General features: G+C 63.1%; 19 protein-coding genes. 14 read left to right on the top strand and 5 right to left on the bottom strand.

Features of this window, described 5'->3' with window-relative positions; translation table 11 throughout:
* Positions 1–309: 309 nt before the first annotated feature.
* Together G394_RS0106755 and G394_RS0106750 are read right to left on the bottom strand one after the other, a co-directional pair.
* Positions 310–1,689 (bottom strand): outer membrane homotrimeric porin, encoded by a 1,380-nt coding sequence (locus G394_RS0106755; protein WP_028577011.1) that lies wholly within the window; start codon positions 1,687–1,689, stop codon positions 310–312.
* A 119-nt stretch (positions 1,690–1,808) separates the two neighbouring features.
* The gene (locus G394_RS0106750) at positions 1,809–3,443 is read right to left on the bottom strand and encodes an FG-GAP-like repeat-containing protein (protein WP_028577010.1); all 1,635 of its coding nucleotides are present in this window, start codon (positions 3,441–3,443) and stop codon (positions 1,809–1,811) included.
* A 450-nt stretch (positions 3,444–3,893) separates the two neighbouring features.
* Here G394_RS0106750 and G394_RS0106745 point away from each other — a divergent pair, with 450 nt between their 5' ends.
* The 7 genes from G394_RS0106745 (at position 3,894) to G394_RS0106715 (ending at position 10,716) form a co-directional block, all read left to right on the top strand.
* Entirely contained in the window at positions 3,894–4,382 is a 489-nt protein-coding gene (locus G394_RS0106745; protein ID WP_028577009.1) for a tetratricopeptide repeat protein, read from the top strand.
* A 447-nt stretch (positions 4,383–4,829) separates the two neighbouring features.
* Positions 4,830–5,261 carry a response regulator gene (locus G394_RS0106740; RefSeq protein WP_028577008.1) on the top strand — a complete coding sequence of 144 codons (432 nt, stop codon included), beginning with the start codon at positions 4,830–4,832 and terminating at the stop codon, positions 5,259–5,261.
* A gap of 10 nt (positions 5,262–5,271) precedes the next feature.
* The gene (locus G394_RS0106735; RefSeq protein ID WP_028577007.1) at positions 5,272–5,670 is read left to right on the top strand and encodes a response regulator; all 399 of its coding nucleotides are present in this window, start codon (positions 5,272–5,274) and stop codon (positions 5,668–5,670) included.
* 51 nt (positions 5,671–5,721) lie between these two features.
* Positions 5,722–6,999, top strand: coding sequence for a sulfite exporter TauE/SafE family protein (locus G394_RS0106730; protein WP_028577006.1), 1,278 nt, complete (start codon positions 5,722–5,724; stop codon positions 6,997–6,999).
* A 4-nt stretch (positions 7,000–7,003) separates the two neighbouring features.
* On the top strand, positions 7,004–7,705 hold the full coding sequence (locus G394_RS0106725; RefSeq protein WP_028577005.1) for a hypothetical protein: 702 nt from the start codon (positions 7,004–7,006) through the stop codon (positions 7,703–7,705).
* Positions 7,706–7,822: 117 nt separating this feature from the next.
* Positions 7,823–9,370, top strand: a complete 1,548-nt coding sequence (locus G394_RS18275; protein WP_084435412.1) for a PAS domain-containing sensor histidine kinase — start codon at positions 7,823–7,825, stop codon at positions 9,368–9,370.
* A gap of 11 nt (positions 9,371–9,381) precedes the next feature.
* Positions 9,382–10,716 (top strand): sigma-54-dependent transcriptional regulator, encoded by a 1,335-nt coding sequence (locus G394_RS0106715; protein WP_028577004.1) that lies wholly within the window; start codon positions 9,382–9,384, stop codon positions 10,714–10,716.
* A 342-nt stretch (positions 10,717–11,058) separates the two neighbouring features.
* Here the strand turns inward: G394_RS0106715 and G394_RS0106710 are convergent, their stop codons facing one another.
* The gene (locus G394_RS0106710) at positions 11,059–12,675 is read right to left on the bottom strand and encodes a response regulator (RefSeq protein ID WP_028577003.1); all 1,617 of its coding nucleotides are present in this window, start codon (positions 12,673–12,675) and stop codon (positions 11,059–11,061) included.
* A 1-nt stretch (position 12,676) separates the two neighbouring features.
* Positions 12,677–13,504 carry a purine-nucleoside phosphorylase gene (locus G394_RS0106705; protein WP_156902497.1) on the bottom strand — a complete coding sequence of 276 codons (828 nt, stop codon included), beginning with the start codon at positions 13,502–13,504 and terminating at the stop codon, positions 12,677–12,679.
* Between the two features lie 344 nt (positions 13,505–13,848).
* Between G394_RS0106705 and G394_RS0106700 the strand changes: the two genes are divergently transcribed.
* From G394_RS0106700 to G394_RS0106675, 6 genes are all read left to right on the top strand, one after another.
* Positions 13,849–15,279 carry an ATP-binding protein gene (locus tag G394_RS0106700; RefSeq protein ID WP_028577001.1) on the top strand — a complete coding sequence of 477 codons (1,431 nt, stop codon included), beginning with the start codon at positions 13,849–13,851 and terminating at the stop codon, positions 15,277–15,279.
* Between the two features lie 109 nt (positions 15,280–15,388).
* Positions 15,389–17,629: a carboxyl transferase domain-containing protein gene (locus G394_RS0106695; protein WP_028577000.1), complete on the top strand. Its 2,241-nt coding sequence runs from the start codon at positions 15,389–15,391 to the stop codon at positions 17,627–17,629.
* A gap of 9 nt (positions 17,630–17,638) precedes the next feature.
* Complete coding sequence (locus G394_RS0106690) at positions 17,639–18,289, top strand: biotin attachment protein (RefSeq protein ID WP_028576999.1); 651 nt, start codon at positions 17,639–17,641, stop codon at positions 18,287–18,289.
* On the top strand, positions 18,289–18,639 hold the full coding sequence (locus tag G394_RS0106685) for a hypothetical protein (protein WP_028576998.1): 351 nt from the start codon (positions 18,289–18,291) through the stop codon (positions 18,637–18,639). Before G394_RS0106690 ends, G394_RS0106685 begins: the two co-directional genes overlap by 1 nt.
* A 27-nt stretch (positions 18,640–18,666) precedes the next feature.
* A complete protein-coding gene (locus G394_RS0106680) occupies positions 18,667–19,143 on the top strand; it encodes a single-stranded DNA-binding protein (RefSeq protein ID WP_028576997.1) in 477 nt (158 codons plus the stop codon).
* 112 nt (positions 19,144–19,255) lie between these two features.
* A complete protein-coding gene (locus G394_RS0106675; protein ID WP_028576996.1) occupies positions 19,256–19,627 on the top strand; it encodes a holo-[acyl-carrier-protein] synthase in 372 nt (123 codons plus the stop codon).
* An 11-nt stretch (positions 19,628–19,638) separates the two neighbouring features.
* Here the strand turns inward: G394_RS0106675 and G394_RS0106670 are convergent, their stop codons facing one another.
* Complete coding sequence (locus tag G394_RS0106670) at positions 19,639–23,577, bottom strand: DUF748 domain-containing protein (RefSeq protein WP_084435410.1); 3,939 nt, start codon at positions 23,575–23,577, stop codon at positions 19,639–19,641.
* Positions 23,578–23,838: 261 nt separating this feature from the next.
* Between G394_RS0106670 and G394_RS0106665 the strand changes: the two genes are divergently transcribed.
* A partial coding sequence (locus tag G394_RS0106665; protein ID WP_028577166.1) for a transposase occupies positions 23,839–24,038 on the top strand: 200 nt, incomplete at its 3' end.

Raw genomic sequence — 24,038 nt, 5'->3', positions numbered from 1 at the left:
TCTCGCAACGTGTTTCGGAGTGGATGGTCCGTAAGGTGAACAAAAGCATGGATTCCCGTATTCACGGGAATGACAGAAGCTTGGCGCACCGCCAGGTGTCATTCCCGCAAAGGCGGGAACCCATCGTTCTCCCAGGGAGCCGAATCATTCAACGCCAGATACCTATGCCGCGAACCTTTAAAAAGTCAAACCCTTCATCAGGCATGAATGACGAGCTTTCGCGTTCACCATTGATGAATGCCAGGCAGAAATGAAAAAGGCCGGAGCTTGCGACTCCGGCCTTTTCGGCGTCAGGCGTGAAAACCTAAATTAGAACTTGTACTGGAATCCGATGGTGGCGAAGTAAGAAGCATCCAGGTCGTCACCGGTGGCGTCTTCATACAGTTCGCTAGAAGCCTTGAAGTAGCTCAGTTCGTTGATGGCGGCAAGGTTCTCGTAGATCATGTATTTGTTGACCACGTACACTTCCCACAGGCTGTCTTCTTCAGTGAAGGCCAGACGGTCCTTTACGCTGCCATCAGCATTAAGGGTAGCAAAGGCGGCGTCTTCATCAGCCGTACCCTTAGCGTAGGCGATTACCAGCTTGTGGGACAGTTTCTCAACAAAGGAGATCTTGTCCAACACAACGCCGACGGTCCACAGGCCAGTACCGTCGGAGCCAACGCCCAAGGCGTCGGTACCGAAGGAGTCATAAGAGGTGCTGAAAGCGCGCACGCCGCCGACATAGGGAGTCAGGCCCCAGCCTTCGGCCAGGGTCGGCAGGTAGTCGTCTTGGTCAGCTTCTTCGTCGGCACCGGTTGCGTAGGTAGTGAACAGGGTGGCGGTCATGAAGTCCATCTTGTAGGAGGCGGCCAGGGCGGCGTACCAGCCCTTGGTGTCATAGTCGTCGGCATTGCCAGCGCCGTAGATCAGGTCGGCGGCGAAGGTCAGCGGATCGAACATGGTCAGTTCGGCGTTTGCGCCGGCGACCCAAATGGTGGCATCGCCGTCGGCATTGGTGAGGAGGTCGCCGGCAGCGTAGGAAGAAGCCTGCTGCTGGTCGGTAGTGTATGCGTTGTCGCCAACCCAGGCGTAGGCAAAGTAGGGGGCGATGCTGAATCCATCGAGGGTCACAGGAGCCGCGATGAAAGCCATGTCAATGTTGTCGTTATCAGCGCCGTCGCCGAGAAGTTTGTTATCGACGTTCGTGGTCTTGTCCGCACCGCGGGAGTAGCCAACAGTCATGCCGAACATGTCGTTGATCTGGGCACCGACAGTGATCGCAGCTGCGTCGTCTTCAAAAACGGGGTTGCCGAACACGCTGGGCAGAGCCACGTACTGCAGACCGCCTTTGACGTTGACGGTGGTGTCCGGGATGGTGAAGTCCAAGTAGGCGTGCTTGACTTCGATGTTGCCCTTGCCGTCGGTGCCCCAATCAGCGCTAGTGCCCTGGCCCCAGTTGTTATCGATTTCCAGGCCCAGGACGGCCTTCAGGTTCTCGTTGGCAACGTAGTCAAAGTAGGTGCGCATGCGCTGGTTGGTGAAATAGTTGTCACCGTCTTTGACGTCGGAATCGTGGTCGACCAGGTTGGCGGACCACATGCCGTACATGTCAATGTTGCCGCGAACTTTCAGTTCGGTGGCGGAGGCGCTGGAGACCACGCTGAACAGCAGGGCGGCTACCAGGGCTACGAGAGCAAAACGTTTCATGTTCTTTCTCCTTTTGCGTTGGAAAAACTTTCTTCTGACGCCTGAGAGTCAGCTACGCCAACTTGGGTCCAAAAAGCAAGCCTTTTCTGGTCGCGTTTGGCCGAAAAGTAAAAATTTTTTTACTGTTCAGTTTTTTGAATTTCGCCGCCGGACTGGGACAGATCCAGCGGATAGGCCACGACGGTGGTCTTCTTTCGCGCCGTGCCGGTCATGCCCGTGTGGGAGTTGACGCTGACAACCAGATCCAGGACCCCGTCGTTGTCCAGGTCGGCCAGGGCGTAATCCGCAATGGTTCCCTTGATGCGTGAGGTCTTCCATTGCAGACTCATGCCCACACCGTCCCAGTAGAGGCTGTGCATTTCGCCTTGCGGATAGTCGCGGTAGTTGGAAAACATCTGGGCCGAGACGGAGATGTTGCGGCTGATGATCAACTCGAAACGGTTGTCCTTGTCCAGGTTGCACGGGATGGCGCGCAGGGGGATGTAGACGGTGTATTGCGGCGAATGCTTGGCGTCCGGCGCTTTCAGGCCCAGCGCTGCCGGGTGGTATTCAACGCCGAGGTTCGAGCCGGCATAGGTCTCCTCGGTCACCGTTAGCAGCGAGCCGGTTGCGCTGAACACGCGCATGCGGTCATAATCGTCGATCATGAGAATCTGGTGACTGTCCTCGAAGGGCAGGAACGTCACGTTGAAAACGTTGCCGCCCATGGGCAGGCTGATGGCGGGGCCCAGTTCGAATTTTCCGCCCGTTTTGACCATCTGGTGGATGCTGCTCTGCATGTACTTGGTTTTACCCACGCCCTGACCGACAAGTGTCGGTGTGAAGGCCGGGGGCATGTTTAGCACTCCCAGAAAGTAGGGGATATTGTCCTCGGTGATGGATAAATTGCCGTTGAATTCCGCAATCAAGGACGAAGGTTTCTGATCGATTGCGCTGGACACGACCAGTTCGTGCCGTCCGTCACGGTTGAGGTCGATGCTGTTCAGGCGCACGTAGTTTCGGTTTTTGGGCAATTCCAGCTCGGCCACCTGCCGCATCTCGCCGTTGGTCACGCGGTAGGCGAAAAGCGAGCTGTCCGTCATGAGGAACACTTCATTCTTCCCGTCCCCGTCGCCGTCGCAAACGACCATGCCGCGCGAGGCGAAGGACAGGGTCTGGCTGCGCCAGCGGCCCATGGAGGTGTCTGCGTCTTCGTATTTGAGGGACGGGTTGGCGTAGGCCGTGCCGGACTGGGTTTCGTTGACGATGAGGGCCTGGTTCATGGGCTTGGCCACGGGCTGGGCCGCGGCCGTTGCCGTCTCGGGGCGCTTGAAGACCTGGGCGTTGATGTCCGCGGCCACGGTCTCCAGGGTCGGGATGACCTGGTTCAGCTGCGTCTGCACCGGGCGGGGCTGGTTGGCGCCGGCCGGGTCGAGGGTGTTGACGTCCAGGCTGCATTCCTGACCCATGATCGTCAGGGAGCCCCACACGAGATAGTCCACGCCCAGGGTCTGGCGGATCTTCTCCGCCGCGGTGGCGTCGGCGGGTGGAGTGGCCACGCTCTTTTTGACGGCGCCCGCGTCGAGCGGCGTGAAGTTGTCGGGCCAGGTCAGGCGGGTGGTCAGCATGCTCTGGATGCCCTGGCTCAGGTATTGGTACTCCTGCGGCCCATGCACCCCGAAGGGGAGAACCGCGAAGGTCTTGGCCTGCTGGGCCAGGGCCGGGGCGGCGCACAGAAGCAGGACGGCGAGGCAGGCGAGAAGTCTCTTGAACATTGTCTCCTCCGGGAATACAAATTTCGGGCTGTGCCGGTTTTCTCACAATGAAGTGGCTCTTCATGGTAAGGAATCCTTGGAATGTCAACAGCGCGGCGCGATCACCGCGGTTCTCGGGGCGCCGGGTCGGGAACGGACGGAACCGAGGAGACGCGGGATTGTGGTTCGGAAGGCTCGCAGATACGTCGTGTTTGCGTGTCTGGTGAATGGAGCGGGGATTGTGTGTCTCGGGGGCGGCTTAGAAAGGCATGGATTCCCGCCTTCGCGGGAATGACATCGAAATGGGCACAGGTCCATGCAGAGACCATCCCGGCCGACCGCAACGCCTCCGGGTCATTCCCGCGAAGGCGGGAATCCATGCCCTCCGCCGTCGGGAATGCCGATGGCATATCTCGGCTCGTCGAGGCCTGCACGTCCATTGCAGCATCATCATTATAAATAGAGGTACCCATGATTTCCAGACGCGATCTTCTCTTCGGCATGGTCCGCCGCCTGCGCGAGGCCGACGGCGACAAGCCCGTGTCCGGCATCGGCGCGGACATCGGGGAGGCCGATGCGGCCTACGTGCGCAAGGACTATGCCGCTGCCCGCGACCTGTACAAGGAGGTGCTCAAGGCCAACCGGGCGCACAAGGAGGCCCGGATCCGGCAGGGGCTGTGCCACTATCATCTCGGCGAATACATGCAGGCCAAGGACACCCTGCTCATGGTCCACAAGCAGCAACCGAACGAGTACCTGGCCTGCCTCTATCTCGGGCTGGCCTATGCCCGCCGTGACCAGCTCGACAAGTGCATGGAGGTCTGGAAGAAGTTCGTGGACCGCGACCATATCGGCGTCATGCGCGAAATCAATGTCCACCGCGCCCTGTTCGAGACCGGCGAGCCCCTGACCGGGGCGGAGGTGGCCGAAGCCGTCGAGAAGGCCCTGGCCCAGGCTTAGTCCGAAGTTCCGAGCTTTCCGCACGGTTTTCTTCGTTTTTCTTTCCCGGGCCGCCTTTCTGCGGCCCCCCCCCGCTTTTTTTCGTCTGCGGCGGTGGGGCGAAATGCCCCGCAGGATGCCGTATTTGTGAATATCCTCTTTGTTTTCAGGGCATTGCCTGTTCTGTAGACCGGTGTGGGGCGAAATGCACCTGTGGGGCGAAATACCCCGGTTGTCCCTCGCCGTATCCTCCGTTTCCGTCCTGTCTGGGTTCGGCATATCCGTCGCGACCACGAATGCCGCAATTCGCCTTTCAGAAAATCAGATAGTTAGGTCTTCTGGCCGTTTGTGCCGCATGAGGATCGTTCGTCCTTTCGCCGTTTTTTTGGCACAGGCGTTGCTTTTCCGGAAACAGGGCGCTGAGGACCGCGTTCCCGTGCGGTGGTGAAATCGTTCAAGGAGGGGTATGTGACGGACGCCAATATTTTGCTGGTTGATGACGACGCGCAGTTCGTCGACATCATGAGGAAGCGCCTGACCATGCGCAGCATGGAGGTGTTTCACGCAGGCAGCGGCGAGGAAGCCATGCAGAAGCTTGCGTCACACGGCGAAATAGAGGTCGTCATCCTTGACGTGAAGCTGCCCGGGTGCAGCGGGATCGAGGTGCTGCGGCTCATCAAGCAGCAGTACCCGCTGGTCGAGGTCATCATGCTGACCGGGAACGCCACCGTGGAATCGGCCATCGACGGCCTCCGTCTCGGGGCCTGGGACTACCTCATGAAGCCTTGCGGCATCGATGTGCTGGTCGAAAAGGTCAAGGAAGCGGTGGAGAAGAAGCGGCGGCACGAAGAGAAGATCGTCGACGCGCGGGTCCGGGAGATCGCCAGCCGCAGAGGCTGAAGGAGTTGGAATGGCCGAGGACAGAATCCTGCTTATAGACGACGAAGCGCACTTCGTGGCCGCCACGGCCAAGCGGCTTCGCCGGCGGGGGTTCTCGGTCCTGGAGGCGACCAGTGGCCCCGAGGGGCTGAGGCTCCTCGATCAGGAGCCCGTCGACGCGGTGGTTCTCGATGTCGGCATGCCGGACATGGACGGCATCCAGGTCCTGCGGGAGCTCAAGATGCGTTTTCCCCAGGTGCAGGTGCTCATGCTGACCGGGCACGGCAACATGGAGGTCGCCATTTCGGGCATGGCCATGGGAGCGTTCGACTATCTGATGAAGCCGGTGGAACTCGAAGTGCTCGTCGGCAAGATCCGGGAGGCCTGCGCCCGGAGGAAGAAAGCGGGAGAGGGGAACGGGATGGTGTGACCATCCGTATACATTTCGGGAAATTGCGATAAAGAGGAGGCGGAAACACGTATGGGATTCTTTAAAGATTGGGGATCATTCATGGTGGAGGGCTCACGGTCCTTTGCCCGGTGGGAAGTGGAAAACGCCCGAATTATCCTGGGTGACAAGAAACGGATCTGGCTGCTGGCGCTGCTGCTCATTCCCTGCATTCTGGGCGGGTGGGCTTTCGCCGATGAGATCGGGCAGGCCCTGCCGAGCGCCATCGGCGGCAAGGAGGCCTACAGCCCGTCTTACTACAGCCTGTTCATCTTTTGCGTGTCGATCTTCGTCGGCGTGGGCGCTGGCCTGATCTCCGGCTGCATCGGCGCGGGCGGCGGCTTCATCATCGCCCCGGCCCTCATGAGCGCGGGCGTCAAAGGCATTCTGGCCGTCGGCACCGACCTCTTTCACATCTTCGCCAAGGCCATCATGGGCTCCGTCCTGCACCGCAAGATGGGCAACGTGTCCGTTCCCCTGGCCTTCGTGTTCCTGATCGGCGCCATCGTCGGCACGACCGTGGGCGCGGGCATCAACCGCGCGCTCTACAACATCAACCCGGTACTGAGCGACGCCTTCATCACCGTGGTCTACACGGTCATGCTCGGTTTCCTGGGCTTCTACGGCATGTACGACTACTGGAGCGCCAAGAAGGCCGGTCATGCCGGCGGCGCCCATGACACCAAGGAAGGCGCGGGTATGACCGGTATCGCACAGAAGCTGCAGGCCGTGAACCTGCCGCCCATGGTCTCCTTCGACCAGGGCCTCATTCCTGGCGGCCGCAAGATCTCCTGGCTCTTCCTGGTCCTGTCCGGCGTGCTGGTCGGCATGGCCGCGGGCATCATGGGTGTCGGAGGCGGCTTCCTGACCTTCCCCATCTTCGTCTACATCCTGGGCGTTTCGTCGCTGACCACCGTCGGCACGGACATCTTCCAGATCGTCTTCACCGCCGGCTACGGCGCCATCACCCAGTACGCCATCTACGGCTTCATCTTCTACACCCTGGCCATGGGCATGCTGCTCGGTTCACTGGCCGGCATCCAGGTCGGCGCGCTGGTCACCAAGGTCGTGCCCGGAATCACCATCCGCGGCTTCTTCGCCCTTTCGGTCATGGCCGGTTTCGTGAACCGGTTTTTCGCCCTGCCCAAGAAACTGGTCAGCATGGAAGTCCTGCCCGCGTCCATGAGTGGCGCGGCCAAGGTCATGGACACGGTGGGCATGTACTTGTTCTTCATCGTCATCGCCTTGTTCGGCATCTGGGTATTCGGGGCGTTCTTCAAGAATATCAAGACTCTGAAGTATAAGGATTGATCATATGATTCATAATAAAAAGGAATTCAACGGAGGCCTCGCCCTCTTGGTGGTCTTCTTCATCGTCCTGTTCGCCATGTTTCAGCCCTTGTTCGACGGGCACAACGCCATGGCCTACCTCGACAACCTTTACAACTCCATTTCCAAGGGTTCGGCCTACTACGTGGACAACCTGAGGGAAGAGGTCAAGAGTGTTGGCGATTTTCAAGTCGATGTGACCATGGAACTGAAGACCGAGGCGCAGGCCGCTCAGAGTGTCGTTCTGATCACGGGCGCGGGCGCCATGGCCGAGGCCCAGGGCAAGAGCCTGACCGTAAAGGGCAGCTATCTGGCCATCCTGAATGCTTGTCTGGATGATTCGGACAAGATGTACCACAACGACGCCGCAGCACTGAAGGCCAAGTATCCGTCGTACGAAGGCATGGACGACAGGCTCGCTCTGTACAATTGGAACGCGATCCTGGGCGGATTTGATCGTCAGCTGAAGAAGCAGAAGGCCTTTTCCGAGGCCAAGGTCGCCGTCAATATAGCTGCAAAAGTAGTTGAGACAGCGTACAATTACTACAAGGTGGTGCCGGAGAAGATCAAGGACAAGATGGGCATCGTGTTCTTCTCCCTGGCCTTCTACGTCATCTACACCATGTGGTACGGCTTCGGCATCCTCTTCGTCTTCGAGGGCTGGGGCCTGAAGATCAGCGGCCACTAACCCTTTGTCCGGCTACAGTCGGAATCTTCGGCGCGGCCTCTCCCGAGGTCGCGCCGTTTTTTGCTTGGCCGGGCGTGGCCGCCTCTGCTAGGTGGGTTGGGGATTCCCGGAGGAAGCATGAACCTGTCCGAATACTACAACACCGTCATGGAGCTCAGCCACGGCATCGTCATCACCCTGGACGAGAAGGGGCGGATCATCCATGGCAATTCCCGCTTCGAGGCGGTGTCCGGTTTCGAGATCAGCCAGCTCGCCGGCCGGGACTGGTTCGAGTCCTGCGTCGACGCCAAGCGTCGCGAGCAGGCGCGCGTCCTGTTTGAGGACATCGTCCGGGCCGGCAGCATGGGCTTCATGAAGGGCTCCCTGCGGGCGCGGGACGGGAGCAAGGTCTACATCGACTGGAACATGAAGTCCCTTTACGACTCCCACGGCAGCCTGGTCAGCGTGCTGTGCGTGGGGCAGGACGTCACGGCCCACGTCGAGCGCCAACACCAGCTGCAGCACGAGCACGACCGGCTGGTGGCCCTGAACAAGGAGCTGTCCTGCCTGCACGCCATGAACCGCATCGTTTCCTCGGACATGGACAGTCCCCTGCCCGACATCCTGCGGGAGATCCTGGGCATCATCCCGCCGTCTTTCCAGTACCCGGAGTCCACGGGGGTGCGCCTCGTGCTCGACGGCGAGATCATGCTCAGCGGGAATTTCCAGGCCGACGCCGCCTGCCGTCTCGGGGAGGACGTCTTCGTGCAGCGCGTCAAACGCGGCCGGCTGAGCGTCAGCCTCGACGGGTGCGGCCAGGACGGCAAGTCCTTCCTGCCCATGGAGGCCGAGCTGCTCCGCGCCCTGGCCAAGCACGTGGGCTGGATCATCTCCAAGCGCGAGGCCCTGTCCACCAGGCGCAATCTGGAGCGCCAGCTGCAACACGCCGACAGGCTGGCCAAGATCGGGCAGTTCGCGGCCGGCGTGGCCCACGAGCTGAACGAGCCCCTGGCCAACATCCTGGGCTTCGCCCAGCTGGCGGCGCAGACGCCGGGGCTCCCCGCGCAGGTCGCCAGGGATCTGGACAGCATCGTCAAGTCCGCGCTGCACAGCCGCGAGGTCATCAAGAAGCTCATGATCTTCGGCCGCAAGGTGCCCCTGCAGAAAAACCTGGTGGACCTGAACCAGGTCGTGCGCGACACCCTCTATTTCATCGAGATGAGCGCCTCCCGCGGCCGGGTCGAGGTGCGCACGGACCTGACCGAGGGCCTGCCGCCGATCATGGCCGACCCGCAGCACATCAAGCAGGTCATGGTCAATCTGGTGGTCAACGCCATTCACGCCATGCCGACAGGCGGCGTCTTGACCATCCAGACCCAGTCCTTCAAGGATGACGTCTACCTTGCCGTGGGCGACACGGGCGTGGGCATGACCCCGGAGGTGCGGCGGCAGATCTTCAACCCCTTCTTCACGACCAAGGACGTGGACCAGGGGACGGGGCTGGGGCTTGCGGTGGTGCATGGCATCGTGTCCGCCCACGGCGGGGTCATCGAGGTCGAGAGCGAGCCGGGCCGGGGAACGCGTTTCGAGATCACCTTCCCGTGCAGAGCGACGGCCCCCGACGGTCCCGGAGGCGGCGGGGCGGCCGGCGGCGCCGGGACCGACGCGCCGGAAGCCGGGCAATGAGGAGACAGGACATGCAGGACAAGGGTGCGACCATCCTGGCCGTGGACGACAGCGCGGCCACCCTCGAGGTCATCTCGCGCAATCTGGCCGCGGCCGGCTACGAGGTCCATACCCGCGGCAGCGTCGAGGAGGCCGGGGCCTTCCTGGACGAGACGCCCGTGGACCTCATCATCACGGACTACAAGATGCCCAGGGCCAACGGCCTCGAACTCATCAAACACGTGCGCGACAATTTCCGGGACACGGAGATCATGATGATCACCGGCTACCCGTCCGTGAGCGGGGCCGTGGAGGCCATGCGCGACGGGGCCGGGGAGTACCTGGCCAAGCCATTCACGGGCGAGGAGCTGCTGGCCGCGGTGCGGCGCATCCTCGACAAGCAGGCCCGCAGGCGTGCCGCCCACGACGAGAAGCAGGAAGCCGGGAATTTCGGGATCATCGGGGACTGCGCCGAGATGCAGGGCGTCTTCGCCCTCATCCGCAAGGCCTCGGGAACCAGCGCCAACGTCTTCATTTCCGGCGAATCGGGCACGGGCAAGGAACTGGTGGCCCGGGCCGTGCACTACAACAGCGACCGTCGCGCATTCGCCTTCGTGCCCGTCAACTGCTCGGCCATCCCGGACACGCTGCTGGAGAGCGAGCTCTTCGGCCACGTCAAGGGCGCCTTCACCGGCGCCAAGGAGAGCAGGGCGGGCTTCTTCGAGATCGCCAACGGCGGGACCATCTTCCTCGACGAAATCGGGGACGCGAGCCCCAGCCTGCAGGCCAAGCTCCTGCGTGTCATGCAGAGCAAGGAATTTTCCATGGTCGGCTCCTCGCGCATCCGCACCGTGGACACCCGCATCATCGCCGCCTCGCACAAGAACCTGCGCCGCCTGGTCGACCAGGGCCTGTTCCGCGAAGACCTCTTCTACCGCATCCACGTCATCGAGATCCGGCTGCCGTCGCTGGCCGAGCGCGGCGACGACATCCTCATGCTGGCCAGCCACTTCCTGCACAAGTTCGCCACGGACATGAACCGCGAGGTGCCGCGCCTGACGGACGAGGCCCTCGAAGCCTTCCGTCAGTACGCCTGGCCGGGCAACGTGCGGGAACTCGAGAACCTGCTGCAGCGGCTGGTCATCATCGGCGACGGCCCGGTCATCGACGTGACGGACCTGCCCGAGTCCATGCGCTTCACCATCACCCGCTCCCGCCACGGCGACAAGACCCTGGCCGAGGTCGAGGCGGACCACATTCGCTCCGTCCTGGCCCGCACGGGCGACAACAAGACCCGCGCCGCCGAGATCCTGGGCATCGACCGCAAGACGTTGCGCGAGAAGTTGAAGCGCCTGGGGTTGGGGTGATTTTTTTCGACACGACCCGTCTCGCTCGGGCGGCGGATGGTCAGTCAAGGGGGAATACCCCCTCCCCCTTCGGGTACTCCCCCTTGGCAGGGGGAGATTCAAGATCCTTGTCTCTCGTGTTGTTTTGTGATCCGAAGAACGAAGGTGGATTGCCATGTCGAAGACTCCTCGCCATGCAGTTGTTCCACATCCGTCATTGCTAGCTTAGCGTGACAAGATTCGCCGGCAGCAGCTCCGACTCCCCTCCTGCCAAGGAGGGGTGCCCGCAGGGCGGGGTGGTTGCCTCTTGCTCCATGTCTTGCATCCTTCGAGGCGCCGCAGAGCGGTCACGATCCGGAATGCCTACAGGAATTTATTGATCACCGCCTTCAGGCTTTCGGCCGTGAAGGGCTTGTGGGTGATGTCGTTGATTCCGGCCTCCAGGGCGGCGCGGTTGTCGTTGGCCTCGTTTTGCGTGGTAACCATGATGATCGGCAGCTCTTCCTTGGGGAAATTCCTGCGGATGGCCCTGGCCAGGTCGATGCCGGTGATGTCGGGCATGTTCAGGTCCGTCAGTACCATGGCCGGCCTGTTTTTCTCCAGCCACTCCAGTGCGCCGGCCGGGAACTCGAACAGGACCGGCTCGAAGCCCAGTTCGTGCAGGGTCGACTTGTAGATGTTCAGGATCATGCGCGAGTCGTCCACGGCGCAGATGCGCTTGCGGGCGGCGGCCTTCTTCGTCTCGGGCGCCAGCAGCCTGAGGGCCAGCTCCGAGTACCCCTGCTCCTTCAGCACGGCGTAGAAGAAATCCCGGATGTCCTTGTGGGATTTCGTCAGTTGCGCCACGGCCATGTCCTGGAAGCGCTCCTCGGTCATGAGGCTCAGGAAGATGCTCCTGGCCTGGGCGCTGATGACCGTGCGGATGATGCGGTGGGCGTCCTCGTCGCGGGCGCCGGCCAGGTTCTTGATCCCGGCGGCCATGATCTCGTTGAAGTTGCGGTCGATGGCCTTGGCCGCGGCGATGCAGACGTGCTCGACGGGGTCGCCCAGCCCCTGGGTCAGGACGTAGGCCCCCCGGTCCAGGGGCAGGAGGCCCAGGGCCTCGTAGGCGGCGAAGCGCACGTTGGCGTCTTCGGGGTGGTTGTGCAGGAGCTTGCGGATGGGGGCGATGGCGGCCGGGTCCCCGATGTCGCCCAGGACGTTCAGGGTGTGCACGCGCAGGTCCGCGTCGTCGAAGAGCAGGTTCTCGGTCAGCAGGGGCACGGCCTTGGGCCCGATGGCCGCCAGGGTCTTCTTGGCGTAGCTGCGCAGGTGGGCATAGTGGGAGCGCATGGCCTCGTTCAGCTTGTCCAGGGAAATGGCGTCCTGAACCTTGGCGAAGATGTCGAGGATCAGGAGGTCGAGCTGGTTGTCCGTGCCCATGCGTTCGGCCAGCCGCAGCATGGCCGTGGGCGTGCCGAGCTTGCCCAGGGCCTTGGTGGCCGAGATGATCAGGGTGCGGTTCCCGGAGTAGAGGAAATCGCTCAAGGGGGTGGTGGCCGTCGGGTCGCCGATCTCGCCAAGGGTTTCAATGAGTTGGTTGATCTCCTCCACGTCCGAGGCCGCAAGCAACGCGTCGATCAGGTCGCCGACCACGGATTCCAGACGCAGCTCCGCGGCCATGGCGATGTACGTCTTGCGGAACGGGGTCTGCGGGTCGCGGATCGCCCGGGAAACGAGGTCCGGCTGGGACAGGATTTTCATGGCCAGGATTTCCCGGACCACGGGCAGTTCCGAGACCATGTCGCGGTGTTCGGACATGAACCTGGCCAGGATGGGTACGGCGAAATCAGGATCGGCCGAACGGAATGTCCCCAGGACCTGCTCTCGCAGGGATCGGTCCACGTTTTCGAGGTACGCCAGCACCAGCCGGGCCTTGATGGGGTCCTTGCGGGCGATGTTTTCCTTGATCTCGGCCAGCAGATGGGTGTGTTCGGCCATGTCATCCTCCCAGGTTGGGGATGAGGGCGCGCAGCAGCGCGCCCAGGGCGGCGGCTGAACGGCCTGCCTGGTCCAGGATCTCCTCGTGGGAGGTGGGGGCCATGCAGTCCGGCAGGTTCTTGTTGGTCAGGCACGAGATGCCAAGCACCCTCATGCCCATGTGGCGGGCGACGATGGCCTCGGGCACCGTGGACATGCCCACGGCGTCGGCGCCCAGGATGCGCAGCATGCGCGTCTCGGCCGGCGTCTCCAGGCTCGGTCCGGCCACGGCGACGTAGACGCCCTGCTCCAGGCGCTGTCCGCAGCGCAGGGCGGCCTGCATGGCCTTTTCGCGCAGGGCGGGGCAGTAGACCTGCGACATGTCCGGGAAGCGCGGCCCCCAGGCTTCGATGTTGGGGCCCGTCAGGGGGTTGTGGCCGGTCATGTTGATGTGGTCCGTCAGGACCATGAGCCCGCCCGTGGCGAAGAGGGGGTGCAGGGCACCGGCCGCGTTGGTCGCGATCAGGGTCGTGACGCCAAGTAAGCCCAGGACGCGGACCGGCATGGTCACGGTCCCGGCGTCGTATCCTTCATAGAGATGGAAGCGCCCCGAGAGGACGAAGACGGGCGTGCCCTGGACGTCGGCCAGGAGCAGGGCGCCGGCGTGGCCCTTGACGGTCGAAACCGGAAAGCCGGGGATGTCCGCGTAGGGAATGCGCAGGCGGATGGAGCCTTCCTCTACCCAGTCGCCCAGGCCGCTGCCGAGGATCAGGGCGGTCTTCGGCGCTTCGGGACATGCTGTTGCGATGCTGTCCGCGGCTTTCTTCACGTCTTCCATCCGTTGCTGCATGGTCGAAATCCTTTGCGTTTGAGAAGGGTTAGCGATGAGTTGAACCGGTCGCCCCATGAATCTGGACAGCGGAAAGACCGTTGGTGTAGGAGCGTAAGACCGGTCGGAGCAATCGCACGTGAGTCTGGCAACGGCGTTTTGACCATAGACGATATCGGAGCGCTCTTGCAACTCCTTGTCAAAACTGCCTGCCTGGCGCCTCGCGGCCCGTCCACCGGGGGAAACATGGCCCGCAAGGCTTGCTCCGATGCGATTATGCATATAAGCGGGTCCGGCCTTGTGGCGGATTTCCGCCCTTTAATCAACGCCCAACAGACCATCCGAGGAAAAAGGCTCTTGCAGACATGAAGAACTCAAGCGAACCCAGACAACATAAGATTCTCATCGCCAACCGCGGTGAGATCGCCATCCGCATCATGCAGGCCTGCCGCAAGCTGGGCCATGCCTTCGTGGCGCTCTTCACCGAGCCCGACAGGCACAGCGAGCACTGCGTCCTGGCCCGCAAGCTCGGTGGCGAGGAGTCCCTGTACCGGGTCAGTTCCTATCTCGACGCCAACGAAATCTTCGCCGTGGCCGACCAGGCCGGCGCCACCGCCATTCACCCCGGCTACGGCTTCTTCGCCGAGGACTATCGCTTCGCCCGCCGCGTGGTGCAGCGCGAGCGCAAGCTCATCTTCATCGGACCCTCCTGGCAGGTCATCCGCGAGCTCGGCGACAAGATCAACACCAAGCGCCTGGCCCGCAAGCTCGGCGTGCCGACGGTGCCCGGCTCGGACAAGCCCGTGACCGACGACCTCGAGGCCGAGCACATCGCCAAGTCCCTCTTCGATTTCCAGAAGGATCAGGGGATCAACAACCCCGTCATCCTGGTCAAGGCCTCGGCCGGCGGCGGCGGTATGGGCATCGAGGAGGTGGCTGACCTCGACAAGTTCCGCAGCACCCTGCGGCGCATCAAGAACTACGCCAAGCGCCAGTTCCGCGACGAGGGCGTGCTCATCGAACAGCGCATCTTCGACTTCAACCACCTGGAAGTGCAGGTCGTGTCCGACCGCACCGGCCAGAATCCGGTCCACTTCGGCACCCGCAACTGTTCGGTCCAGTCCCTGGGCCACCAGAAGCGCATCGAGGTCGCGCCCGGCTTCGACCCGTCCTCCCTGCGCTACGCCTTCGACGCCAAGAAGGTCCTCGAAGACATCACCGAATACTCCCTGCGCATGGCCCGCGAGGCCGGGTACGACAACGTCGGCACCTGGGAATGGATCGTCAGCCCCACGGGCCAGCCGTTCCTGATGGAGGTCAACACGCGCATCCAGGTCGAGAACGGCGTTTCCGCCCGCATCGCGACCATCAAGGGCAAGGGCGACGTGGACCTCATCGCCGAGCAGATCCGGGTGGGTCTGGGCGCACCCCTGGGCTATTCCCAGAAGGACATCGCCCTGAACGGCGTGGGCATCGAATACCGCATCATCGCCGAGGACCCGGACAACAAGTTCGCCCCGTGGGTCGGCCGCATCACCTCCTTCGGCTGGCCCGAGCAGGAATGGCTCAAGTTGCACAGCCAGGTGCCCACGGACCGCGAGTACGAGATCCCCACGGACTTCGACCCCAACCTGGCCCTGGCCATCATCTGGGGCAAGGATCTGGCCGAGGCCAAGGCCAGGGGCGTCGAGTTCCTGAACGCCCTGAAGCTCGAAGGCGTCAACGCCTCGGGCGAGGCCCTGAAGTCCAACATCGACTTCCTGAAGCGCAAGACCGAAACCATCCTGGCGTTCTAGGGCACCGCATCGCGCCCTGATTTCGACCGCGCCGGAAACTGATTAAGCGCTCAAGCGACGCCGGAAATTCCGGCATAACCCAAGCCTGCGAGGCATTCGCGCACTCATTATGGATATAGAAAAACGCATACAGGAGCTTCGGGACCGCCTGAAGTACATTCTGGACATATTCGGACCCGACGAGAACGCCAACGTGGCCATGCTGGAGGCCAAGCTCGGCGAATACGTGGCCCGCGAGCCCGGCCTGCCCAAGCAGGAGGCCATCCGCCAGCTGGAGACCCTGGAGGAGCTGTTCAAGTTCCTGGAGAAGAAGCTCGAACGCGAGCTGACGCCCATGAACAAGGTGCGCATCGTGCGCCACCCCCAACGCATCTGCCTCAAGGACATCCTCGAGAACGTCTACGACAACTACACCGAGATCGGAGGCCAGGACGACTACAGCATCGACCCGAGCATGCTCATCGCCCGCGCCTACATCACCCGCCGCCGCGGCAAGAAGGTCCACAACCAGGCCGTCATGGTCATTGGCCAGGAGAAGGGGCACGGGCAGGAGTTCCGCAACGGCGGCTCCGTCAAGCCCTGGGGCAACGCCAAGGCCCTGCACTACATGAAGGTCGCCGAGACCGAGAACATCCCGATCCATACCTATATCTTCACGCCGGGCTCCTACCCCATCGAGGACTACCCCGGGGCGGCGCAGCAGATCGCCAAGAACCTCTACGAGATGGCCGGGCTCAAGGTGCCCATCGTGGCCGTCATCTCCGAGGGCGGCTCCGGCGGCGCCGAGGCCATCGGCCTGGCCGACACGCGCATCATGATGTCCCACGGCTACTACTCGGTCATCTCGCCAGAGGGCGCGGCGGCCATTGAAGGGCGCCTGCGCGGCGGGCAGCGCGCGGAGGCGAAGCTCATCGAGCACTGCGCCAAGCAGCTCAAGATCACGGCCGACGACAACCGCGCCAACGGCTACATCGACTGGAAGATCAATGAGCCGGAGCTTGGCGCCCGGCCCGAGCACTACGACTTCTTCCGCAAGCTGCGCAAATCCGTCATCGCCTCCACGGACGAGATCGTGCTGAACGTCAGCGGCATGCGCCTCTTCCGTTCCATCGCCCTGAAGCGCCACAAGGGCGCCGACGTGTACGTGCGCTGGAGCCTCAATACCCGCGCCAAGGAGCGCCTGCTCTGGACGCGCTACATGAAGTTCCGTCGCATGGCCCAGCACGCCTACCTCGACAAGCGCCACTGGTTCAGCCGCGGCAGCGAGTGGACCAGCGAACTCTTCTCCTCCCTCTATTCCTACTTCCGCTACGACCTCTTCGGGAAGCAGCACAAGAAGGTCACGGAGCTGGCCGAGGACATGCACGCCGAGATGCAGGTCGTGGTCGGGCGCTCGACGAAGCTTTGGAACGCCATCACGTCCAAGCTGTCCTTCGGCAAGGACAAGAAGGACGTGGACAAGGCCGGTCTGACCTCCCTGTCGGTTTGGGACGATGGTGCCCAGAACAGCGGCAAGTGGCAGTACGTCAGCCCCCAGGCCAAGCTGGATCGCGCCTTGCCCTGTCCCAACGCCGCCGTGCACGGTTGCCTGGACCAGTGGGCCCCGGACCTCTTCGGCGAGTGGGCCGGCGTGTGCAGCTTCTGCGGCCACCACTTCCCCATGGAATACCAGTGGTACCTGCACAACATCTTCGATCCGGGCTCCATCTACGAGCTCTTCACGGAGATCGAGTCCACCAACCCTCTCAAGTTCGAGGGCTTCGATCTCAAGCTCGACGAGGCCAAGCGCAAGACGGGCCACAAGTGCGGCTGCATGACCTTCGAGGCCCGCATTGAGGGTACCACGGTCATGGTCGCCATGTTCATGGGCGCCTTCCGCGGCGGCAGCGTCGGTGCGGCCGAGGGCGAGAAGTTCATCCGGGCCATGGAGCGGGCGCGCAAGAAGCAGCTGCCCTTCCTGTCCTACGTGCATGGCACGGCGGGCATCCGCATCCAGGAAGGCGTCAACGGCGTCATCCAGATGCCGCGCTGCACCCTGGCCGTGCGCCGCTACACCGAGGCCGGCGGCCTGTACCTGGTCCTCTACGACACCAACTCCTACGCCGGACCCGTAGCCAGCTTCCTGGGCTGCTCGCCGTACCAGTTCGCCGTGCGCTCGGCCAACATCGGCTTCGCCGGCCCCGGCGTCATCAAGGAGACCACCGGCCTGGACATCCCGCCCAACTACCATAACGCCTTCCAGGCCCTGTCGCGCGGGCACATCCAGGGCATCTGGGACCGCCGCGAGATCCGCGGGAACCTCGTGCAGTCCCTGCAGACCATGGGCGGCCGCAACCTTTACTACCGATAGGAGTCGTACGTGATAGACGTCAAAGAATTGCTTCGTGAGCTGCGCGAGGAGCCCTACGAGAAGATCGTCATCCGGGCGCCCCACAGCGGCAAGGTGGAGTTCGTGGCCAGCGAGCCCGGGGTGCGCGTGGTCGGCCCCGGCGGCACCTGGAAGGAGGTGCCGGGCACGCTTCTGGCCAGGCTCGAACGCGAGCAGGTCAAGCGCCCCATCAACGCCCCGCAGAAGGGCGAGGTCATGTTCCTGGGCGACGTGCGGAACGGCCAGTTCGTGCAAGCCGGCCAGGAGCTCATGACCATACGCCACTTCCTGACCAAGGAGGAGGTCATCGCCCGCATCCTGCGCCGCTCCCTGTCCCTCTTCCTGGCGCCGGAGAAGGGCAAGTACTACTTCTTCCCGGAAGTGGACATCAAGATCAAGACCAAGGGCAGCCAGACCGTGCACGTCGAGGACGGCATGGAACTGTTCATCCTCTCGCGTATGAAGCGCGAAACCTCGGTGCGTTACGCCGGTCCCGGCGGCATCATCTACGCGGTCTACTTCGAGACCAACGACTCCGTGGACCGCGACGCCCCCCTCATCGGCGTCTGTCCCGAGAGCCAGCTGGGCCAGATCCAGGAGGTCGTCAGCCGCATCCAGAGCGAGTGGGAGGAGCGGGACTGATGGGCAGGGTGCTGCAGGTCCGCGTCCTGGCCTATACGTATGCAGAGGATGATGTCCGTAAGGCCTGGCCCTTACTGTGGAAACTGGCCTTCGAGGACAACACGCCCGGGTTCCCGCACGAGATGAAGGGTGTCCTCGAACTTGTCAGGGCTCTCGATGACCTGTATCAGTTCGGGGACGTTCCCGACGAGGTCCGCAGGCTCCTGGAAGAGGGGCTGCCCAGGGTCGTGAAGGACGTCAAGGACATGCAGGCCCGACTGGCCGACTGGGATCCGCAGGCCGCCAATCAGGCCACGGACCGGATCGAGGAAGGCCTCGGCGAACTGGAAAAGCGGGTCGCCAAACCGTAGGCGGCCGACAACATACGAGGAGACGACATGGCAGGGAGTCTGAACAAGGTGATTTTGATCGGCCGTCTGGGCCGCGACCCAGAAATGCGCTACACCCCCTCGGGACAGCCGGTGGCCAACTTCTCCGTCGCCACCGACGAGTCCTACACGAGCAAGGACGGCCAGAAGGTCGAGAAGACCGAGTGGCACCGCATCGTGGTCTGGGGCAAGCAGGCCGAGTTCTGCGGCAACTACCTGTCCAAGGGCCGCCTCGTGTACATCGAGGGCAAGCTCGAGACCCGCAAGTGGACCGACAAGGACGGCGCCGAGAAATACACGACCGAGATCAAGGCCGACCGCGTGCTCGGCCTAGACTCCCGCCAGTCCGAAGGCGGCTACGCCCCGGCTCCGCAGTATCAGCAGCGCGGCCAAGCCCCGGCCCAGGGCGGCAACATGGGCTACGAGGAAGATCTCGGCCCGGCCTTCCCGTCCGAGGCCAGCGGCATGGACGACGCCCCTTTTTGAGTTGGGACGGTTTGAAACCATGGCATGACAAAGCCAGACGGGTTCGGCCCGTCTGGCTTTTTTTCCTGGCAATGACCCCGGAGACCCGGGGCAGACATCGGCGGCTTGGGGCATGATCATCGGCGTGGGCATCGACATCGCGGAGCTGGACAGGATCGCGCGTTCCTATGAAAGGTTCGGCGGGAAGTTCTGTGCCCGCATCCTCACTGCGGCCGAATCCTCGGCCATGCCCGGCAACGCCGTCCCTTTCCTGGCTTCGCGCTTCGCGGCCAAGGAGGCCGCGTCCAAGGCCCTGGGCACGGGCTTCAGCCAGGGCGTCACCTTTCAGGACATCGAGGTGCGCTCCGACGACCTCGGCAAGCCGACCATCCATTTCCACAACGCCGCACAGGCCAGGTTCCGCGAACTGGGGGCGGCACGCGCCCACCTCTCCATCTCCCACGGCCGCGACAACGCCGTGGCCGTAGTCATCCTCGAAGCCTGAGCGCTTCGGCCCTAGCTTTTGATCTCCACCGTCACCTCGGTGCCGCCGGACAGGGCCTGCGGTCCGGAGCCGCCCATGAACACCCGTCCGGCCTCCACGCCGAGAACCTGTACGAGTTGGTTCTTGACGAATTCGGCGCGGCTCGCAGCCAGGCTGACGAGATCCTCGTCGGTGACGCTTATGAGTTCGCGCAGCTTGGCTTCCTGCACCTCGCGCGAAACCTCCCTGTGCATGCCGATGGCGTTCTTCTCCTTCTCGACGGGTTCGTCCTTGTAGGCCTCCCAGAGCAGGTCCGCATACTCCTCGTCCGTGATCTCCAGTTCCTCCGGCACGGTTTGCTCGCGCTCTTTGCGCGACAGGTCGTCGTACTTGATGACCTGCAGCTTGCGCCGGAATTGTCTGTCGGCCATGGCCTTCCGGTCCGCCACCGGGTCGGCGCGCCCGACGATGGAGATGCTCAGACCCGGGCGCTGCTTCAGGATGTCGGCCAGGGCCTGTATTCCCTTCGTGGTTTCCTCGGACGGGGTGGCCAGCCCGGCAGGGAAGGCCAGCTTGCTCACGTCTCCCGCGCCCTCGGGCACCAGGCTCGCCAGCAGGGTGAAGGGCGAGGCCACGGCCTTGACGATAAGCCCCAGGAAAGCCTGCATGACGATGCCGCCGATGCTGAACTGCGGGTCGTTCAGGTCGCCCTTGACCGGGAGGTTGATGGCGATGTTGCCGGACATGTCCCGCAGCAGGGCCAGGCCCAGCTTGACCGGCACGTCGGCCGCGTCGGGCGATTCGACCTTGTCGCCGAGTTCGAGCCGGCGGGCCTTGATGGCGTTGCGCATGGCCAGGTTACTGCCGTCGGTGCTGACATTCATGTCCCAGTCGAGCTGGCCCTGGGCCACGGGGTAGGCGATGAATTTCGCGGAGTAGGGCGAGAGGCCGACCAGGTCGAGGTTGCGCAGCGTCACGGTGCTGTTGGTTTGAACCGGGTCCTTCAGGGGGCTGATCCAGCCGGAGGCGTTGACGGCCGCCGAGCCGTCCACGACCGCGGAGAGTTCGAGCTCCGCCCGTTTCTGCGGGTCGAGGGAGATGCCGCGCACGTTAAGGTCCACCGGGGAGACGACGGAGGCAAACTGCGGCGAGAGAGTCTGGTCGGCGAAGGTGAAGCGGCCCTGTTTGAGCGCGAAGCTCGCGATGTCCAGGGACGTGAGGCCTTCGGACTTTTCCGCCTTCTGCGGCTGCGTCTTGGCGGGTTTCTTTGAAGGCGGCGCGATGCGGTCCAGGGTGGTGCGGCCCTGGGCGTCGATGACGAAACCTGCGCGCGGCTCCACGAGTTCCACTTCCCGGATGCTCAGGGCCAGCGGTGAGAGCTGCAGGGCGAGTTGCGAGACGTCCAGGGCCTTGAAGCCGAGGATTTCCGCTTTCGACCGGCCTTCCGTGACGCGAAGGTCATCGATTCTCAGGGAGCCGGAGAGCTGGTCCTTGCCCTTGCCGCCCATGCGCCAGTTCAGCTTGCCGCCGAGCCGTCCGGACGGGATATCCACCGAGGCTGCGTCGGCCACGTAGGCCGAGGCCACGGACAGGGGGATGCGGGAGAGATCGATGGTCCCTTTGGTGATCATGGTCGAGGGCACGATGTCGCCGCTCGCCTTGATGGTCCCGGTTTCCTCCACGCGGCAGGACAGGGTCAGGGGGATGGCCTTGGCCAAGTCCGTGGACAGGTTTTTCGTCAGGACGGATATCTGGTCCACCTCCAAGTGCGAGGGTTGGGCAAGGGTCTGGTCCGTGAGGGAGACGCCGGACCCGGACAGGGAGAACTGTTCCACGGCAACGCTCCAGGCCGGGGAGGAGCTCTTGGGCGCAGGCTTGCCGGAGGCGGATTCCTGCGGGGCGAAAAGCTTGGCCAGGTCGATGGCCCCGTCCTTCTCGCGGACGACGTCGAGGTTCAGCGACAGGTCCACTGGGCCGACGGTCACGGCCGTCTTTGCCGTGTCCACGTTCACGGGGCCGACCTTCAGGGCGCTAACGCGGATCGGGGCATCCTTCTTTCCGGACAGCAGCAGGCGGACATCGGACACGGCCGCTCCGCCGCTCGCGATTTTCCAGGCCGGCGCAACGCTCGTCGCGGCGTTGCCGGCCGGCTTGGTCGGGGCCGATGTCGAGGGCGCGGCCAGGGCGGCCACGAGGGTCGCGCGGCCTGCGGCGTCCACGCCCGTGGTTACGGATGCGTCGGCCAGGGTGAGGACGCCCGTACGGACCTCGCGCCCGGCCATGTCGACGAAGATGCCGTCCAAAGCCGTCTTGCCGAGTTGCACGTCGCCCGCGTCGCCCTTGGCCTTGAGGGCCAGCCCGCGCACCTCGACCCTGGAATTTTCCAGGCGCGGGGCGGCGCTGGCGGTGTCCAGGATCAGGTTTACGGAAGCGTCGGCCTTGGCCGCGGCCAGGGTCATGGGTAGGGCGTCCCGGAAGAAGGGCGAGTAGGAGGGGATGTCGAGATTGCGCGCCTCGACGCGGGCCTTGGCCTGAATGGGTGAGACGGAGAAGGACCCTTCCACGCCGATCTCCTCGCCGTCGGCCGTCAGGGCCCGCACCGCCGCCTGGGTGGTCGCGTTGGCGGCCGTGCTCAGGTCGGTGACGGTCACGTCAAGCTTCTGCACTTCCTTGGTGAAGGGGGTGGGCATGGTCTCGTCCCTGAACAGGACACGGCCGTCCGTGAGCCGCACTTCGGGAATCTGCAGGAGCAGAGTCCTGGCTGGCTGTTGCGCAGTTTCGGCGGCAGTGGCGTTGCCCGCCTGCGCGGTCGCGTTGGCCGTGGCTTGCGTGGCGTTCCCCATTCCGGCTGCCGCGATTTCGGTTCCCGCGGTGGCGTTTTCCGCTTTCGGCGACACGCTGCCGTTTGCCGCTGTCGCGTTTGACGGGGCCGGCTCGCGGGTGAAGTAGCCCATCCAGTTCAGGCTGCCGTCCTTTTTGCGCACGAGCTTGATGAACGGGCTTTCCAGGCTGACGGAGCGCAGTCCGAGCTCAAGGTTCAGGATGGAGATGTCGTCCAGGACGATTTCCGTGCTGGCCGCCGAGAGGACGGGTTCCCCGTTGTCCGTCAGTTCGATGTCGCGCCCGGTGACGGTGCCCTGCAGGGAAAAGGTCGGCAAACTGTCCTCGTGCCGCTCGAAGACGAGCTTGTTTTCGAGGCTCAAGGTTCCCTTGGCCAACTGGAGGTTTTCGTTGGCCAGTGCGTACGCCCAGTACTGGGGCAGGCCGAGGTCCATGACGTTCAGTTCGAACTCGGTCTTCAGGGAATCGTCGAAGGGGATGGTCTTGCCTTCGAGGTTGAACGGAGCTCCGTTGGCCCGGAAGGACAGGGTCGGGGTCATGAAGGTCGTCCAGTCCTTCTTGCGCGAGGAGAACTGGGGCACCAGGAAATTGATTTCATCGACGACATGCGTCACGCCCCGGGCCTGGTCCTCGAAGATGATGGTGCCGTTGCCGATGGAGATGGGCTCGATGATCAGGGGCACGATGAGGGGCGCGGATTTTTCGGAGCCTGTCTCCTGCGTGTCGCCCTGCAGATCTGCGAAGTTGGTGCGGCCTTCCCCGTCGAGGCGGATATTGATGCGCGGACCGTCCAGTTTCAGGTCGCGCACGACGATGGCCAGGCGAATCAGAGAGCTGAGCTCGAGGTCGGCGTGCAGGGCGTCGAAGGCCACGAACTGGCCATCGTCATCCTTTTCAGCGATGGTGAAACCCGTGATGTCGGCAGTCAGCGTGAAGGGATTGAAGCGGATTTCTCGAGCGTCAACAGAACGGTGCAGTGCCGGGGAAACCTTTTCCACAAGAACGTATCGGACAATCGGGGGGAGAAGAAAAAAACCGAACGCAGCGTACAATGCAAGGCAACTGAAGATTGAAATCAGGACTTTCTGCCACGACTTCAGAAATTTCCATGAAGCAAGAAACGGTATCATAAGCCACTCCCGGGTTTACTATCAACTCACGTAGCTGCAGTGTCCTTGTTTGGCAAGAAGGACGACGTGAGAGTGGTCTTGCGGTTTGTCTCGATTTTCCGGCAACAGAACTGTTTGCCCGCATGAGAAGGAGCTGTGTGACGTAATGTCGCATCCCCCCTGGCGAGGGAGACGGGGTAGTGTGCGGGATCTTCAGCAAAAAGAAAGACCATGGCATGTGTGGGTTGTACCACCAATCCACAACTCCGGGAGGAGTCTGCCATGGTCAGGAAGAATTCTATTCTATCGTCGTCTGAACTGAAAGGGCTTCTTGAAGGCGAACAGGATGTTTTGAAGGAACTCGTGCGTGCGGTTGTCCAGCAAACGTTGGAGGCCGAGATGGACGCAGCCCTTGGAGCATCCAAGGGTGAGCGCACAGAGGGCCGTCTGGGCTATCGCAGCGGCTATTATGGCCGCACCCT

The sequence above is a fragment of the Desulfomicrobium escambiense DSM 10707 genome, assembly GCF_000428825.1.
Lineage (GTDB): Bacteria > Desulfobacterota > Desulfovibrionia > Desulfovibrionales > Desulfomicrobiaceae > Desulfomicrobium > Desulfomicrobium escambiense.
Note: the sequence above shows the minus strand (reverse complement) of the source record. Positions and strands in the feature narration are given on the sequence as shown.

Bases quoted from the DNA above. Each gene is read 5' to 3' on its own strand.
- G394_RS0106670 (WP_084435410.1), bottom strand. From the start codon at position 23,577: ATGATACCGTTTCTTGCTTCATGGAAATTTCTGAAGTCGTGGCAGAAA.
- G394_RS0106725 (WP_028577005.1), top strand. From the start codon at position 7,004: ATGATTCATAATAAAAAGGAATTCAACGGAGGCCTCGCCCTCTTGGTG.
- G394_RS0106675 (WP_028576996.1), top strand. From the start codon at position 19,256: ATGATCATCGGCGTGGGCATCGACATCGCGGAGCTGGACAGGATCGCG.
- G394_RS0106735 (WP_028577007.1), top strand. From the start codon at position 5,272: ATGGCCGAGGACAGAATCCTGCTTATAGACGACGAAGCGCACTTCGTG.
- G394_RS0106680 (WP_028576997.1), top strand. From the start codon at position 18,667: ATGGCAGGGAGTCTGAACAAGGTGATTTTGATCGGCCGTCTGGGCCGC.
- G394_RS0106695 (WP_028577000.1), top strand. From the start codon at position 15,389: ATGGATATAGAAAAACGCATACAGGAGCTTCGGGACCGCCTGAAGTAC.
- G394_RS0106685 (WP_028576998.1), top strand. From the start codon at position 18,289: ATGGGCAGGGTGCTGCAGGTCCGCGTCCTGGCCTATACGTATGCAGAG.
- G394_RS0106700 (WP_028577001.1), top strand. From the start codon at position 13,849: ATGAAGAACTCAAGCGAACCCAGACAACATAAGATTCTCATCGCCAAC.
- G394_RS0106710 (WP_028577003.1), bottom strand. From the start codon at position 12,675: ATGGCCGAACACACCCATCTGCTGGCCGAGATCAAGGAAAACATCGCC.
- G394_RS0106755 (WP_028577011.1), bottom strand. From the start codon at position 1,689: ATGAAACGTTTTGCTCTCGTAGCCCTGGTAGCCGCCCTGCTGTTCAGC.
- G394_RS0106745 (WP_028577009.1), top strand. From the start codon at position 3,894: ATGATTTCCAGACGCGATCTTCTCTTCGGCATGGTCCGCCGCCTGCGC.
- G394_RS0106750 (WP_028577010.1), bottom strand. From the start codon at position 3,443: ATGTTCAAGAGACTTCTCGCCTGCCTCGCCGTCCTGCTTCTGTGCGCC.
- G394_RS0106705 (WP_156902497.1), bottom strand. From the start codon at position 13,504: ATGCAGCAACGGATGGAAGACGTGAAGAAAGCCGCGGACAGCATCGCA.
- G394_RS0106730 (WP_028577006.1), top strand. From the start codon at position 5,722: ATGGGATTCTTTAAAGATTGGGGATCATTCATGGTGGAGGGCTCACGG.
- G394_RS0106715 (WP_028577004.1), top strand. From the start codon at position 9,382: ATGCAGGACAAGGGTGCGACCATCCTGGCCGTGGACGACAGCGCGGCC.
- G394_RS18275 (WP_084435412.1), top strand. From the start codon at position 7,823: ATGAACCTGTCCGAATACTACAACACCGTCATGGAGCTCAGCCACGGC.